The sequence below is a fragment of the Paenibacillus sanfengchensis genome (assembly GCF_036864765.1).
GTDB lineage: Bacteria > Bacillota > Bacilli > Paenibacillales > Paenibacillaceae > Fontibacillus > Fontibacillus sanfengchensis.
Window position 1 is genome coordinate 95,815 of sequence record NZ_JBAGJC010000004.1, and the last position, 13,301, is coordinate 109,115.

At 53.5% G+C, this 13,301-nt stretch carries 16 protein-coding genes; all 16 read left to right on the top strand.

Annotated features, from left to right (window positions below; genetic code table 11):
- Nucleotides 1–57 precede the first annotated feature (57 nt).
- The 16 genes from V4U84_RS09610 to spoIVA all read left to right on the top strand — a co-directional run bounded on the left by V4U84_RS09610 (nucleotide 58) and on the right by spoIVA (nucleotide 13,285).
- On the top strand, nucleotides 58–207 hold the full coding sequence (locus tag V4U84_RS09610; RefSeq protein ID WP_334071608.1) for a hypothetical protein: 150 nt from the start codon (nucleotides 58–60) through the stop codon (nucleotides 205–207).
- A gap of 69 nt (nucleotides 208–276) precedes the next feature.
- On the top strand, nucleotides 277–1,632 hold the full coding sequence (gene ypeB, locus V4U84_RS09615; protein ID WP_334077110.1) for a germination protein YpeB: 1,356 nt from the start codon (nucleotides 277–279) through the stop codon (nucleotides 1,630–1,632).
- Between the two features lie 156 nt (nucleotides 1,633–1,788).
- Complete coding sequence (locus V4U84_RS09620) at nucleotides 1,789–2,442, top strand: flagellar brake protein (RefSeq protein WP_334072050.1); 654 nt, start codon at nucleotides 1,789–1,791, stop codon at nucleotides 2,440–2,442.
- Nucleotides 2,443–2,539: 97 nt separating this feature from the next.
- Nucleotides 2,540–2,749 (top strand): hypothetical protein, encoded by a 210-nt coding sequence (locus V4U84_RS09625; RefSeq protein WP_334071606.1) that lies wholly within the window; start codon nucleotides 2,540–2,542, stop codon nucleotides 2,747–2,749.
- Between the two features lie 117 nt (nucleotides 2,750–2,866).
- Nucleotides 2,867–3,574 carry a (d)CMP kinase gene (gene cmk, locus V4U84_RS09630; RefSeq protein WP_334071605.1) on the top strand — a complete coding sequence of 236 codons (708 nt, stop codon included), beginning with the start codon at nucleotides 2,867–2,869 and terminating at the stop codon, nucleotides 3,572–3,574.
- Complete coding sequence (locus tag V4U84_RS09635) at nucleotides 3,571–4,152, top strand: lysophospholipid acyltransferase family protein (RefSeq protein WP_334071604.1); 582 nt, start codon at nucleotides 3,571–3,573, stop codon at nucleotides 4,150–4,152. The genes cmk and V4U84_RS09635 overlap by 4 nt, the downstream gene beginning before the upstream one ends.
- Before the next feature lie 119 nt (nucleotides 4,153–4,271).
- A complete protein-coding gene (rpsA, locus tag V4U84_RS09640) occupies nucleotides 4,272–5,507 on the top strand; it encodes a 30S ribosomal protein S1 (protein WP_148451889.1) in 1,236 nt (411 codons plus the stop codon).
- A gap of 189 nt (nucleotides 5,508–5,696) precedes the next feature.
- Nucleotides 5,697–7,019 (top strand): ribosome biogenesis GTPase Der, encoded by a 1,323-nt coding sequence (der, locus tag V4U84_RS09645; protein WP_334071603.1) that lies wholly within the window; start codon nucleotides 5,697–5,699, stop codon nucleotides 7,017–7,019.
- A 15-nt stretch (nucleotides 7,020–7,034) separates the two neighbouring features.
- A complete protein-coding gene (gene plsY, locus V4U84_RS09650) occupies nucleotides 7,035–7,646 on the top strand; it encodes a glycerol-3-phosphate 1-O-acyltransferase PlsY (RefSeq protein ID WP_334071602.1) in 612 nt (203 codons plus the stop codon).
- Nucleotides 7,639–8,679 (top strand): NAD(P)H-dependent glycerol-3-phosphate dehydrogenase, encoded by a 1,041-nt coding sequence (locus V4U84_RS09655; protein WP_334071601.1) that lies wholly within the window; start codon nucleotides 7,639–7,641, stop codon nucleotides 8,677–8,679. The genes plsY and V4U84_RS09655 overlap by 8 nt, the downstream gene beginning before the upstream one ends.
- A gap of 98 nt (nucleotides 8,680–8,777) precedes the next feature.
- Nucleotides 8,778–9,050 (top strand): stage VI sporulation protein F, encoded by a 273-nt coding sequence (locus V4U84_RS09660; RefSeq protein ID WP_334071600.1) that lies wholly within the window; start codon nucleotides 8,778–8,780, stop codon nucleotides 9,048–9,050.
- A gap of 142 nt (nucleotides 9,051–9,192) precedes the next feature.
- The gene (locus tag V4U84_RS09665) at nucleotides 9,193–9,372 is read left to right on the top strand and encodes a DUF2768 family protein (protein WP_148451894.1); all 180 of its coding nucleotides are present in this window, start codon (nucleotides 9,193–9,195) and stop codon (nucleotides 9,370–9,372) included.
- Between the two features lie 29 nt (nucleotides 9,373–9,401).
- Nucleotides 9,402–10,049, top strand: a complete 648-nt coding sequence (locus tag V4U84_RS09670; protein WP_334071599.1) for a nucleotidyltransferase family protein — start codon at nucleotides 9,402–9,404, stop codon at nucleotides 10,047–10,049.
- Between the two features lie 16 nt (nucleotides 10,050–10,065).
- Nucleotides 10,066–10,422 carry a 2Fe-2S iron-sulfur cluster-binding protein gene (locus V4U84_RS09675; RefSeq protein ID WP_334071598.1) on the top strand — a complete coding sequence of 119 codons (357 nt, stop codon included), beginning with the start codon at nucleotides 10,066–10,068 and terminating at the stop codon, nucleotides 10,420–10,422.
- A 245-nt stretch (nucleotides 10,423–10,667) separates the two neighbouring features.
- Nucleotides 10,668–11,420 (top strand): DUF3939 domain-containing protein, encoded by a 753-nt coding sequence (locus tag V4U84_RS09680; RefSeq protein ID WP_334071597.1) that lies wholly within the window; start codon nucleotides 10,668–10,670, stop codon nucleotides 11,418–11,420.
- Between the two features lie 386 nt (nucleotides 11,421–11,806).
- Nucleotides 11,807–13,285 carry a stage IV sporulation protein A gene (gene spoIVA / locus V4U84_RS09685; RefSeq protein ID WP_334072049.1) on the top strand — a complete coding sequence of 493 codons (1,479 nt, stop codon included), beginning with the start codon at nucleotides 11,807–11,809 and terminating at the stop codon, nucleotides 13,283–13,285.
- Nucleotides 13,286–13,301: the final 16 nt, after the last annotated feature.

Genomic DNA, 13,301 nt, shown 5'->3' on the forward strand with positions numbered 1-13,301 from the left:
ATCCTTTATTTTGGAAACAAGGCGAATAGCCGGTATTCTGAAAGGGGTGCCTTTTTTGTGCGCGTAAAAGTGAAAATCGTATGCAAGAATTGCGGGGAAAGATTTATTCTCCGCGGCAAAAAGGAGAAGGGGCAGATCGATACGGGATTCAAGCAGTGTATCTGCGATAACCGCAATGCTTTTGAAATCGAGGAGGAACACCTCTAAGCATGCATAAACCTCCCAACTTCATGTCAAACTACCCTCAGACAGTTGAAGAAGGGAGTGCGAATACCCATGTACAAACGATTGAGTGCTATTCTTTTTCCGGTTGCCACGATTCTACTGATCGGTGCGCTGGTTTGGGGTTATCAGGAGAACCAGGAAAAAAACGCGATACTGATCAAGGCGGAGAACCAATATCAACGGGCGTTTCATGATTTGTCCTTTCATGTGGACAAACTCCACCGCGAACTCGGGAATACGCTGGCGGTACATACCGCATCGACCGGCTCGCACCGGAAGGGTCTGGTCAATGTGTGGCGGATCACGAGCGAAGCCCAGAACGAAATCAATCAGCTGCCGCTGACGCTGCTGCCGTTTAACAAAACCGAGGAGTTTTTGTCCCGAATCTCCAAGTTTTCTTATCAGACGGCGATCCGGGATTTAACGAAGCAGCCTCTGACCGATGGCGAACTTAAAAATTTGAAGGAACTTTATAAAAGCTCCGCGGAGATCTCGAAGAACCTTCAGGAAGTCCAAAACAAGGTGATCAGCAACCGGCTGCGCTGGATGGACGTGGAGACGGCCTTGGCCAGTCAAAGGGAGCCCCGCGACAACACGATCATCGACGGATTCAAAACCGTGGACAAGAGAGTGGGCGAATATCCCGAGCTGGATTGGGGGCCCTCCGTATCAAGCATGTACAATAAACGTTCGGTCAAGAAATTGGGCGGAACCCCGGTGACCGAGCAAAAGATCAAGACGGAAGCCGCCCGTTTTATGGGCACAGCGAATTCTAACGCGTTTAAAGTTGTTGAAAACGGCCGCGGTACCGAATGGGCCTCCTATACGGCACAGCTTCACGGCAATCAGGGAGAGACGGTGACCCTGGACTTTACCCGAAACGGGGGTCATCTGATCTCTTATGTGCATGACCGGAACATCGGTCCTAAAGCGATCGGGACCCGCGAAGCCAGAGCGGCATCGGAAAAATTCCTGCAGGATAAGGGATTCCGGGATGTTACCCCGGTCGCCTATGACGAATATGACAATATAGGTACCTTTACTTTCGTATCCAAGCAAAACGACGTACTGATTTACCCCGAAAAACTAACCGTAAGGGTTGGTTTGGACAACGGCCAAGTGACGGGCATGCAGGCCAGCGACTATGTTTACGAACGGGAAAACCGGGAAAAGGTGTCCAAGCCGAAGCTGACGCTGCAGCAAGCGCGCAAGTTCCTGAATTCGGAATATAAAGAGAAATACCATCGTCTGGCCCTGATCGAGAACGAAATGTCCGAGAAGGTGCTGACCTACGAATTCGGGGGATCGATCAACGGCTCGGATTATAAGATTTTTATCAATGCGGAAACAGGGGCCGAAGAAACGGTCGAAGAGATCCGAAATCGGGGACAGGGAACCCGTTCTTAAAGTTCATACCTGCCACAGAGAAGGAGGCCCACACGGGTTCTCCTTTTTCTGTTTACCATTTGATCGGGACAAAACTCTCCTCCAATGCCCCGCCTCATGATATAATCGGTAACGTGACGAAAAGCAGCTAGATGAATAAAGGGGTCGGTGGGGACGTTGTTGCCAAAAGTGAATGATTTAATTTATATCCAGGTCGCCTCTGCGGATAAAAAGGAAGATGACAAGGAGTGCAAATCGCGAATCGCGGACATTGGGGATGATTTTTACCTGGTCGAGGTGCCGATCGAAGTCGGCAGCGGAAGAATTAGAAGGCTTTTTGTGGGGGACGAGCTGTCTATCTATTTTTTAACCGAAGGCGGCGTGAAAAATTACTTTAATACATACGTCCTCGGATTTGCGGACGATGTGGTTCAGCTCATCCGTATCCGCAAGCCGGAGCCGGAGGCGGTCACCAAAATTCAACGCCGGCATTATTTGCGGGTCGTTGCCGAGCTGGAAATCGCGGTCCGTGTGCAGGACAATACCCGGTTTGTAGCGTTGACCGAAGATGTTGGCGGCGGGGGCGTTTCTCTGATTTGCGACGGCAAATACAGACTTATGGAGGGCGACCAGCTATATTGCTGGCTGCTGATTCCTTACAAGAACGGATCCGTCGAGCACGCACCGTTTGAAGCCGAGGTGGTGCGGACCAAAAAGCTGGAGACGGGCAGAGACCTCGTTATGTTGAAATTCGTCAACATCTCCGATATGGAGCGGCAAAAAATTATCCGCTACTGTTTTGAACGTCAATTCGATTTCAGAAATCGATAACTTAAAGTGCCTGCAGACGGATATGAAGGTTCACCCTTTTTTTTGGATAACCTGTTAAGGCGGGAAAATCCATTGTTAGGCATAAAGGGGTGAAGTCATGCGTGAAAAAAAGGACCGGGAATTTTACGTTTCGATGTTTCTGCAATTTTCGGACAAGGTGGAGTTGTGGTTTCGCAAGGCGCTGCTCGTGCTGTTATGCTGCCTGATTCTGTTCCAGGCGCTTTTAACGCTTCCGGCCATCCGCCATTTTATGGCTTCGGCCGAAAAATATGAAGGGACTCCGATCCGCCGTGCGGAAAACCGTTAGAATCCGCTATTGCTCGCGGAAGGCTTTTGCATCCCTTTGCTTTGTGTGGTATAATTTTCACGTCGCAGGCAATGCCTGCTTTTTTCTTGAGACCGTCTTCTGAGGAGGAATACCCTTTTGGCTAGCGGAGCGTCATCATCTTATGACAAAATCAACATCGCGATCGACGGACCGGCCGGAGCCGGCAAGAGTACGATCGCCCGCAGGGTTGCAGGCATGCTGTCATACATTTACGTCGACACCGGTGCCATGTACCGGGCGGCAACCTGGTATTTTCAGCAGCTTGGAATCAAACCGGAAGATGAGGAACAAGTGCTTCAAACGGTGCCCAATCTGGTTATTGAATTAATACCCGGAGAAGATGGGCAGCGGGTAAGCGTCAACGGCCAAGAGGCGACGGAGAAGATCCGCTCCCTGGCGGTGAACGCCCAGGTGTCCCGATATGCGCAAATCGAGGGGCTGCGAGGCAGGCTTGTCTCTCTACAGCGGCAAATGGCTTTGCGCAAAGGCGTCGTCATGGACGGCCGCGATATCGGTACAACGGTTCTTCCTGATGCCGAAGTCAAGGTTTTTATGACGGCCAGTGTTGAGGAACGGGCCCGTCGGCGCTACAAGGAGATGAAGGAGCAGGACCAGATCACCTTGGAGCAGCTCATTCGCGATATGGACGAACGCGACCGGCTGGATCGGGAAAGGGAAATTTCTCCGCTCCGACAGGCGGAAGACGCCGTCCTGCTGGATACCACGAACATGACGCTGGATGAGGTGGCCGAGACCATCGTTTCCATGTGCAGAACTTATGTAAGAAAGAGAGAAACGGAATGATCTACAGTTTTTGCCGGGGCGCGCTGCGCCTCATTTACAAGCTGTTATTCCGCTTGGAAGCCCACGGCTTGGAACATATCCCTGCTGAGGGAGGAGTTCTTTTATGCTCCAATCACATAAGCAATCTTGATCCGCCGACCATCGGCATTTTGCTGCAGCGGAAGGTTCATTTTATGGCCAAGAAAGAATTGTTTGATATCGTCGGCTTAGGCTGGCTCATCAAGCAACTGGGAGCTTTCCCCGTGAAACGGGGCGGTGTGAGCAAGGAGTCGATCAAAACCGCGCTAACCTTGCTTCGTGAGGGTCATGTTATGGGGATATTTCCCGAAGGCACCCGAAACAAAGGGGAAGACGCGGGCATTGGCAAGCGAGGAGCCGCTACGTTCGCGCTCCGCAGCGATGCTGCCGTAGTGCCGGTTGCAATTATTGGGGATTATAAACTTTTTCGCAAGATGAAAGTAGTTTACGGCCCGCCTGTCGATTTGTCGGCTTTCAAAGAAGACAAAGGCCCGGACGCCGCCGAAATGGCCACCGAGGCGATTATGGCGCGAATTGCGGAATTGAAATCGCGAGGCTGACCTGCTTCCCTTCCATGCATGAAGGCAGGGGGGATTTGGCAAGCTAGGAATGAATGTTTTGAACTTCGCTTCAGGCGGGTTTAAATAAATGGGTTTTCTGAATTGAGGAGGGTATTCACATGTCGGAAGAAACAAAAAACGAGTTTGAAGCTGCTGAAACGGCAAGCCAGGAAGAAATGGAACAAATCGTATCCTTGAAAAAAGGGGACACCGTAAAAGGAACGATCGTCAAAATTGAAGATAACCAGGCTTATGTAAGCATTGGATATAAATATGACGGCGTTATTCCTATTCGCGAATTGTCCTCGGTTCACCTGGACAACGCAGCCGATGCCGTTCAAGTGGGACAGGAAGTGGAAACCAAGGTTGTCAGCATCGACGACGAGAAAGAGCGCCTGGTTCTGTCCAAGCGCGCAATCGATAGCGAGAACGCCTGGGAAGAACTGAAGAAACGCTTTGAAAGCCAAGAAACGTTCGAAGTTACGGTCGCCGATGTCGTAAAAGGCGGAATCGTGGCGGACGTAGGCGTTCGCGGTTTCATTCCGGCCTCGATGGTAGAGCGTCATTTCGTGGAAGATTTCAGTGACTATAAAGGCCGCACTCTGCGCGTCAAAGTCAAGGAAATCGATCCCGAGAACAACAAAGTCATCCTTTCCCAAAAGGATGTACTGGACGAAGAGTTCGAAGCCAACAAGCTGAAAGTCATGAGCGAGCTGAAGGAAGGCGAAGTGCTGGAAGGTACGGTACAACGCTTGACTCAATTCGGCGCCTTCGTGGACGTAGGCGGAGTAGACGGACTGGTTCACGTATCGGAAATCGCCTGGAATCATGTCGACAAACCGGCTGATGTTCTTTCCGAGGGCGACAAGGTGAAAGTGAAAGTCCTGAAGGTTGATCCGGAGAAAGGCAAAATCAGCCTCAGCATCAAAGCCGCCACACCTGGACCATGGGAGACGGCCGCAGAGAAATTCCACACCGGGGATATCGTAAGCGGGGAAGTGAAGCGTCTGGTTAATTTCGGCGCCTTCGTGGAAATCGCGCCTGGGGTTGAAGGACTTGTTCATATCTCTCAAATTTCGCATAAACATATCGGCACACCTCACGAAGTGCTGAAAGAAGGTCAAACCGTTCAAGTAAAAGTGTTGGATGTGAATCCGGCCGAGAAACGGGTAAGCCTCAGCATTAAGGAGACCGAAGAAGCTCCTGCTCCGGCTCCTAGAAGCGAGAAGCCTTCCAAAGGCAGCAGCGTAAGAAAAGAAGATTTGGGCGACAACCCGAACGTTTCGCTGAGCAACCAAGGACTGAGCATCACGCTGGGTGAACGTTTCGGCGATAAGCTGAGCAAACTGAAATAAGCGGGATACAGGCAGACGAATGGATCGGCGGACCCTTGCAGCGGGTTCGCCGATTTTATTTAGCCTGAGGGGAATAGCGGCCCCGGTTCGGTTCGCCAATCGTGGTTTTTTTTGCTATGATGTTCTAGGTATAACGGAAAAAGGACACGAAAAATTAAAATATAGACGAAATGTCAGGGAGGAATGCGCATGGCAAGACCTGTTGTGGCCATTGTGGGCAGGCCGAACGTCGGGAAATCGACGATTTTTAACCGCATTATCGGCGACCGCTTGGCCATCGTGGAAGACAAACCGGGGATTACCCGGGACCGGATTTATGGAGCCGCCGAATGGAACGGTAAAGCTTTCAGCATTATCGATACCGGCGGAATTGAGCTGGACGATGAGGAGCCGATTCTGAAATCGATCCGGATGCAGGCCGAGCTCGCCATTGAGGAAGCGGACGTCATCGTCTTTATGTGCGACGCCAAGGCCGGTGTAACCGGCTCCGACGAAGAGGTGGCCGGAATGCTGTACCGTTCAGGCAAGCCGGTAATCGTGGCCGTAAACAAAGTCGATAATATCGGACGGATGGAAAATATTTACGAGTTCTATAATCTTGGGTTCGGCGACCCGATCGGCGTATCGGGCAGCCATGGCACCGGAGTCGGCGATTTGCTCGACGCCATCGCTGAGAATTTGCCGGAGTTGCCGGACGACGAATATGAAGACGATGTGATCCGGGTCGCGTTAATCGGACGTCCGAATGTCGGCAAATCTTCGCTCGTCAATGCGATTCTCGGCGAAGAGCGGGTCATCGTCAGCGACATCGCCGGCACGACCCGGGACGCAATCGATACTCCTTTCGAGAAGGACGGACAGAAGTTCGTGCTGATCGATACGGCGGGCATGCGCAAGCGCGGCAAGGTTTATGAAACGACCGAGAAATACAGCGTGATGCGGGCGATGAAAGCCATTGAGCGCGCCGATGTCGTCCTGGTCCTCATCAACGGGGAGGAAGGGATTATCGAGCAGGACAAACATATCGCCGGCTACGCCTATGAAGCGGGGAAAGCCTCGGTGTTTGTAGTCAATAAATGGGATGTTGTGGAGAAAGACGACAAGACGATGCATCAATTCGAGCAAAAAATCCGCGACCATTTCCTGTTCATGACTTATGCGCCGGTGGTATTTCTGTCCGCGAAAACCAAGCAGCGCCTGCATAAGCTGCTTCCGGTGGTTCAGCATGTTGCGGACCAGCATACGAAACGGGTGCAAACGCACTTGCTGAACGACGTCGTTTCCGATGCGATTGCGATCAACCCGCCGCCGACCGATAAAGGGCGCCGTCTTCGGATCAATTACGTCACGCAGGTGTCGGTCAAACCGCCTACCATCGTCGTTTTCGTGAACGATCCGGAGCTGATGCATTTCTCGTACGAACGGTATCTGGAGAACAAAATCAGAGCCGCTTTCGACTTTGAAGGCACACCGATCCGGTTGTTCACGCGGCGCAAGTCAGATGAAGGTTAGGGGAGTAGAGGCGAAGTGATTTTACCTGTCGTAGCTGTAATCGTGTGTTATTTGCTGGGCTCCGTCAGCTTCAGCGTACTGCTGGCCAAGTCGCTGAAAGGGATCGATATCCGCCAGCACGGAAGCGGCAATGCCGGGGCGACCAATACGCTCCGCGTGCTCGGCAAAGGTCCGGCGATCCTGGTGCTGGCCCTTGACGTGCTCAAAGGGATCGCGGCGGTGTGGATCGGTCGCTGGCTGGGAGGCGATTCCGCCTGGGTCGCCTCGCTTTGCGGGATCGCCGCGATTATCGGTCACAACTGGCCGATCTACTTCCGCTTTCGCGGCGGGAAAGGAATCGCCACAACGATCGGGGTCATGGCGACCCTGGCCTTCTTTCCGGCCTTGTATGCCGGAATCATCGCGATCCTTTCGATTGTATTTACGAGATACGTCTCGCTCGGCTCTTTGATTTTCGTGTTTTTGACGCCGGTTTTTCTTGCGGTAACAGGCGAATTCGGCCCTTATTTTTGGACGAGTCTGGTCATTTGCGTTTTCGCCTTTTGGAGACACCGCACCAACATCGTGAAAATCGCCCAGGGCAAGGAGAACAAACTGGGCTCCAAAGGAGGAAAACGCGTTGTCTGACAAAGCTGCTGTGCTGGTGGCAGGGAGTTGGGGAACGGCCCTCGCCAGCGTATTGGCTGACAAGAAAATGAATGTCATGATCTGGACCCGGAACGAAGCGCAACGGGATGAAATCAACGATTTGCACCGCAATGAGCGCTTTTTGCCTGGCGTCGAACTCTCGTCCCATCTGCGCGCAACGACGGACATGAAGGAAGCGGTGGAAGGCGCGAAGGCGGTCGTCATTGTCGCTCCTTCCTCGGCCGTGCGGGAGGTCGCACGTTCCTTGAAGCCGCATTGGAAGGAAGACATGCTGATCGTTCACGCCACCAAAGGCTTTGAAACCGAGAGCTTAAAACGAATCTCTACGGTCATCGCCGAAGAGCTGGGGTGCGAGGAAGGACGGATTGTCGTACTGTCCGGACCGAGCCATGCGGAGGAAGTGGTGAAGCAATGTCCGACGACGGTTGTCGTAGCGTCGTTGGAGGAATCTCAAGCCTCCGCGGCCCAGGACTTATTCATGAACTCCTATTTCCGGGTTTATACGAACCGGGATATGGTCGGCGTCGAACTGGCCGGGGCTTTGAAGAACATCATCGCCCTGGGCGCTGGCATGTCCGATGGACTCGGGTATGGGGACAACGCCAAGGCGGCTTTATTGACGCGAGGCTTGGCCGAAATTACCCGGATCGGGGTGGAGATGGGAGCCAACCCGCTCACCTTTTCCGGGTTGGCCGGCATCGGGGACCTTGTAGTTACGGCGACGAGCCGGCACAGCCGGAACTGGCGGGCCGGCTACCTGCTCGGGGAGGGCAAATCGCTGGAGGAGGTGCTAGGCTCGATGGGGATGGTTGTGGAGGGCATTCGGACGACGAAAGCCGCCCATACGATCTCCGAAAAATACCAGGTCCAGATGCCGATCGCCAAGCAGCTCTTCCATGTCTTGTTCGAAGGAATGGATCCCAGAACCGCGGTGGAAGCGCTGATGGGACGGGACCGCAAAACCGAAATGGAGGTTATGTCGCTGGAAACCTGGGAACAGTGGCATACCTGAGTTATCTAAAGGGCATCCTGGATCATCCGCTAAGGCCCAGGACCTTTTCCGGCTCCTACTCATAAACTGTTGGGGAGGACAATGGAGGAGGCGAGAATATGGGCAAAGTTTCCAAGGATGCCTTGGATGCCATCAATAAGAAGACCGGGAAGAAGATTTCGGAAGGCGCGGTCAAAAAGCTGGCCAGCACAGTAAAGCCCTCGACGATGCAGAGCGAGGCCGAACTGAGAAAGCTGATCAAGCAGGTTTCCGCGATGGCCAAGGTACCCGTCTCGGAGAGCACCATCAACGAAATTGTCGGCGCCGTGAAAAAAAGCGGCATGAATTCCAACAATATGGAAGCCTTAATGAAAATGATGATAAAGAAATAAATCTTTTTACTGCCGAATGGCGGAGCTGCCTTATCATGGCAGCTTTTTTTATTCGGTTTCGTTTACATAGCCTGTTCGCTCCGGAGATGCTATAATATTCATCATATAAATGCCGTGAAATCAGATGGGGAGTGTACCGATCATGGACGCAATGACTAAAATGTGGCTGTCCTTGGCCGCGATTCTTGTCATGGGCTTGTCTGTATTTTTGATTACGTTTGCCAGGACCAAAACGAAAGGCATTCTGCGCGGGGTGCTTTCCTTGGTCGCATTCGTGATTATGCTGGCGGGTTTTCTAACGGGACTCGTGTCGATCACATAAGATTTCGGGGATAGAGAAGAGGATCGAAAATGGAAATAGACATAAAGGATTGGGATGAAAAGTACCCGGAAATCAGCAGTGCTCTTCAGACGCTGTCGCACCGCTGTGGGGGAGCGAAGGAGCCCTGGCTGCTGGGAGGTAGCTGCGGACTTTGGCTGCAGGGCGTACCCCTGGATTCGCCGCCCCGGGATATCGACATTTATGCGGATATGACCGGAGCGGAGGAACTGCACGGCCTGTTGGCCGAAGCGGCCTTGGACGAACCGCGTCTGGACCAAAGCGGACTTTATCTGTCCCAACTCAGCCATTACCGGCTGAACGATTGGACTTTGGAATTGGTCGGCGGTTTTCAGGTGAGGGCCGAAGGGGCCAAATACCAGACGGAAGTGAGCGAAGTGCTGGCGCCCAACGCCCCGTCGGTTCGGTTGGGCGGGGCGGAGCTCCGCCTGATGCCTCTGAGTCACGAGTTTGTCTTCAACTTCCTGAGGGGGCGTCCGGATCGGTATTTGAACATCGCGGGTGTGATGCGCCGGGAGGCGGAGCATCATCTTCCGCTGCTTTATCAGCTGCTGCGCCGGAATCAGTGGTCCGCGGAGACCGTTGCAAGGATGGCGGAACTGTTGAATCAGCCGCTATTGTCAGGACCTTGGGGAGAACTTGAAAACGCCCGCCAATAAGGAGGAAAGCCCGACAATGGAACCGGAAGTTACGTTTTTGCCGGGGAACCGAACGCTAAAAGTACGCTCCGGCACGAACCTCCTGCAGGCCGCCCGCAAAGCACGGGTTCATATCCCCACCCGCTGCGGCGGAAATGCGGGCTGCCTGATGTGTAAAGTGGAAGTCCAGAGTGCGGAAGGGACACCGGCTGGTCTCACGCCTCCCGGCGAGGCGGAACGCCGCAAGCTGGGGCCGCTGCTGGAACAGGGGATCCGGCTGGCCTGCCAGGCGAAGATTGTAGGACCCGCCACGGTCAGGCTGCCGGAAAGCCCGTTGAAAGCGGCGATCCGTAAACAGTTGGAAGCCCAAAATCGGGAAGATGATCTTTGGTGATCCAGTTAACGGGAAATTATCTTTCGTAATAGCGGCCTTTTGGGTCCTTTTGGGGCGCTATTGCGGCCCGCTTTGGCTCCCGCGGGGAACAAAAGGCCTTATTTACCTGCTCGGCCCAAAGGGAAGCTGGCGCGCCGGAAGCGCCCCACCGCCTTGCTCGAGGACGGGGAGGGAGGGTTTTCCCCTTAATAGGGAGCTGACACTTATCTAGAACCAAAAGAGTACGAACAGAAGGAGCTTTGAACATGCATAATCGAAAACGACGGAGCGGATGGAAGTACCGCCGTATCGCGTGCGGATTAACGATCCTCATTTTGTCGGGCTTGTTGTCCGGCTGTTTATACCGGGGGGAACCGCAGGAAAGGCGGGTTTCGTATATTGAAAGCGTTGACAGGGTACAAAGGGCCGTGGACCGTTTCCAAGAGGACCAGGGGATTTTACCGATGATAACGGCAGGTGAGGAGACGCCAAAGTACGAGAAGTTCAGGGTCAATTTGGATCAGTTGAATAGACAGGGTTATTTGGAGCAAATTCCGGAAACCGCCTTCGAAAAAGGGGGGAGCGTCTATTTTCTCGTGATCAATGAGGAAGAGGATCCTACGGTCAAGGTGATGGACCTGGCCACCGTACAAAAGGTGAACGATGTGCAGCGGTCGGTCGATCTATTCCGGAACAAACAAGACGGGAAACTTCCTGTCCAGGTGAACGGCGAGATTTCCCCCGGAGTGTTCAAGGTTGATCTGGAAGCGGCCGGAGCCGAAGCGTATGACATCAAAAGCGTTTATTCCGGCCAGCCGCAGGACTATCTTGTGGACAAAGACGGCCGCGTTTATGTGGATTATGCCTTCGATATTATGCAAGCCCTGGATCAATCAGGCGAAAAACCTGGGGCGGCCGCGGATTTACGGGAGATATTAACCGATCGATCCTATTTCGTTCCCGTAAAGTCCCTGCCCTACCGCTGGGTCGACGGTACGCCTGTACCGCAAATCGAATAAGCCGGCCTAATGTCGCAGCAACGGTGCTGCGTTTTTTTTTGCCCAAAAATACATATTGGAATCGATAGATTCATAACTATCAATGTGGCGGGAGATGGCCCCGTCATGTTCGTGACGAAGCGAAGCTTGAAAAAAAGCCGACTCGGACGGTCTACACCGTCATAATTCCGCATCTGGTACATATGATTTTACTAGTCCAAATGCATGTACGAGTTACGCCGCTTCGTTTGTGTTCTCTCCACCCGGGGTTGCGGCGGCGGACACAGGTACAAAGGAGCTGCCGCTCCTTACCGTAGCTATGATTTCAAATTATTGGCGAATAACGAAGCGGATGCTCGGCGAGCATTTTTCCTTCGGCGAATTTTGAGGAGGGGATATCATTGGTATTGGAGAAAGTAGACATTTTTAAGGACATTGCCGAACGTACCGGAGGGGATATTTATCTGGGTGTCGTCGGAGCTGTCCGCACCGGCAAATCAACATTTATCAAAAGATTTATGGAAACGGTGGTGCTCCCGAACATCGCGAGTGAAGCCGACCGGGCGCGTGCGGTGGATGAACTCCCGCAAAGTGCGGCCGGGAAAACGATTATGACGACCGAACCGAAATTCGTTCCGAACAACGCGGTACAAATCAAGGTGGCCGAAGGGCTTGAGGTCAATGTCAGGCTGGTGGATTGTGTAGGTTACGCCGTGGAAGGCGCCAAAGGATATGAGGATGAAAACGGTCCCCGTATGATTTCGACGCCGTGGTTTGAAGAGCCGATTCCGTTTCAGGAGGCGGCGGAGATCGGAACGCGGAAGGTCATCCAGGAGCATTCCACCCTGGGTGTCGTCGTTACTACGGACGGCACGATCGCCGATATTCCGAGATACTCGTATGTCGAGTCGGAAGAGCGGGTCGTGGCCGAACTGAAAGAGGTCGGCAAGCCGTTCGTGCTCGTCATCAACTCGACGCGCCCGAACAGCGAGGAAACGCAGCAGCTTCGGGGCGAACTGGCCGCCAAGTATGACATTCCGGTCATTACCCTTAGCGCGGCCACGATGACCGAGGAGGATGTCACGGGCGTCTTACGCGAAGTCCTGTACGAGTTCCCGGTACACGAGGTCAACGTCAATCTCCCGAGCTGGGTGATGGTGCTGAATGAGAACCACTGGCTCCGCAGCAACTATGAAAATTCCGTACGCGATACGGTCAAGGACATCCGCCGTCTGCGCGACGTGGACCGGGTCGTCAGCAACTTTATGGAGTACGACTTTATCGACCGGGCCGGCCTCAGCGGGTTGAACATGGGGCAGGGCGTCGCCGAGATCGACCTGTACGCGCCCGACGATTTGTACGACCGGATTTTGATGGAAGTGGTCGGCGTGGAAATCCGGGGCAAGGATCATTTGCTCCAGCTGATGCAGGAATTCACGCATGCCAAGAAGGAGTATGACCGGTTCGCGGAAGCGCTGGAAATGGTCAAGACGACAGGGTACGGCATCGCGGCTCCGTCGCTGGCGGAGATGGCGCTCGATGAGCCGGAGCTGATCCGTCAAGGCTCCCGGTTCGGGGTTCGTTTGAAAGCCACCGCACCTTCGATTCATATGATCCGCGTCGATGTCGAGTCCGAATTCGCGCCGATCATCGGAACGGAGAAGCAGAGCGAGGAGCTCGTCCGCTACCTGATGCAGGATTTCGAGAACGATCCGATCAAAATCTGGGAGTCCGACATCTTCGGCCGCTCGCTGCACTCAATCGTCCGGGAAGGCATCCAGGGCAAAATCGCCATGATGCCGGATAATGCCCGCTATAAGCTGCAGGAGACGCTGGGGAGAATTATCAATGAAGGCTCTGGCGGCCTGATCGCCATCATTCTCTAATCGCTAAAAACCAAAC

Bases quoted from the DNA above. Each gene is read 5' to 3' on its own strand.
- ypeB (WP_334077110.1), top strand. From the start codon at position 277: ATGTACAAACGATTGAGTGCTATTCTTTTTCCGGTTGCCACGATTCTA.
- V4U84_RS09665 (WP_148451894.1), top strand. From the start codon at position 9,193: ATGGACGCAATGACTAAAATGTGGCTGTCCTTGGCCGCGATTCTTGTC.
- V4U84_RS09625 (WP_334071606.1), top strand. From the start codon at position 2,540: ATGCGTGAAAAAAAGGACCGGGAATTTTACGTTTCGATGTTTCTGCAA.
- V4U84_RS09680 (WP_334071597.1), top strand. From the start codon at position 10,668: ATGCATAATCGAAAACGACGGAGCGGATGGAAGTACCGCCGTATCGCG.
- V4U84_RS09660 (WP_334071600.1), top strand. From the start codon at position 8,778: ATGGGCAAAGTTTCCAAGGATGCCTTGGATGCCATCAATAAGAAGACC.
- V4U84_RS09670 (WP_334071599.1), top strand. From the start codon at position 9,402: ATGGAAATAGACATAAAGGATTGGGATGAAAAGTACCCGGAAATCAGC.
- der (WP_334071603.1), top strand. From the start codon at position 5,697: ATGGCAAGACCTGTTGTGGCCATTGTGGGCAGGCCGAACGTCGGGAAA.
- V4U84_RS09635 (WP_334071604.1), top strand. From the start codon at position 3,571: ATGATCTACAGTTTTTGCCGGGGCGCGCTGCGCCTCATTTACAAGCTG.
- V4U84_RS09675 (WP_334071598.1), top strand. From the start codon at position 10,066: ATGGAACCGGAAGTTACGTTTTTGCCGGGGAACCGAACGCTAAAAGTA.
- rpsA (WP_148451889.1), top strand. From the start codon at position 4,272: ATGTCGGAAGAAACAAAAAACGAGTTTGAAGCTGCTGAAACGGCAAGC.